Consider the following 261-nt stretch of genomic DNA (forward strand, 5'->3'; position numbering starts at 1 on the left):
GGTTGGGTGCCGCATTTATCATTAATACTTGCCATCTGTGTTTTATTAGTCATTGGTTTTATCAAAGGACTTAGCTTTGATGAGATGCAAGCGCAAATGGCCTCTGGAGTCATGCGTGGTATTGGGGCAATTTATCTATTCTTCTTTATAGGTCTAATGGTCGCCGCTTTGATGATGTCTGGTGCGATACCGACGCTGATGTATTATGGGTTTGAGCTGATATCGCCTGAGTTTTACTATATTTCAGCCTTTGTGTTGACC

1 pseudogene is annotated in these 261 nt (G+C 42.1%); it reads left to right on the top strand.

The annotated features are described in order from the left end of the window. A pseudogene (locus tag AAEY98_RS22450) lies at positions 1-261 on the top strand (hypothetical protein); the annotation flags it as partial.

Origin of the sequence: Shewanella sp. AC91-MNA-CIBAN-0169, from assembly GCF_040310165.1 — a bacterium.
In the GTDB taxonomy this organism is placed as follows: Bacteria; Pseudomonadota; Gammaproteobacteria; order Enterobacterales; family Shewanellaceae; genus Shewanella.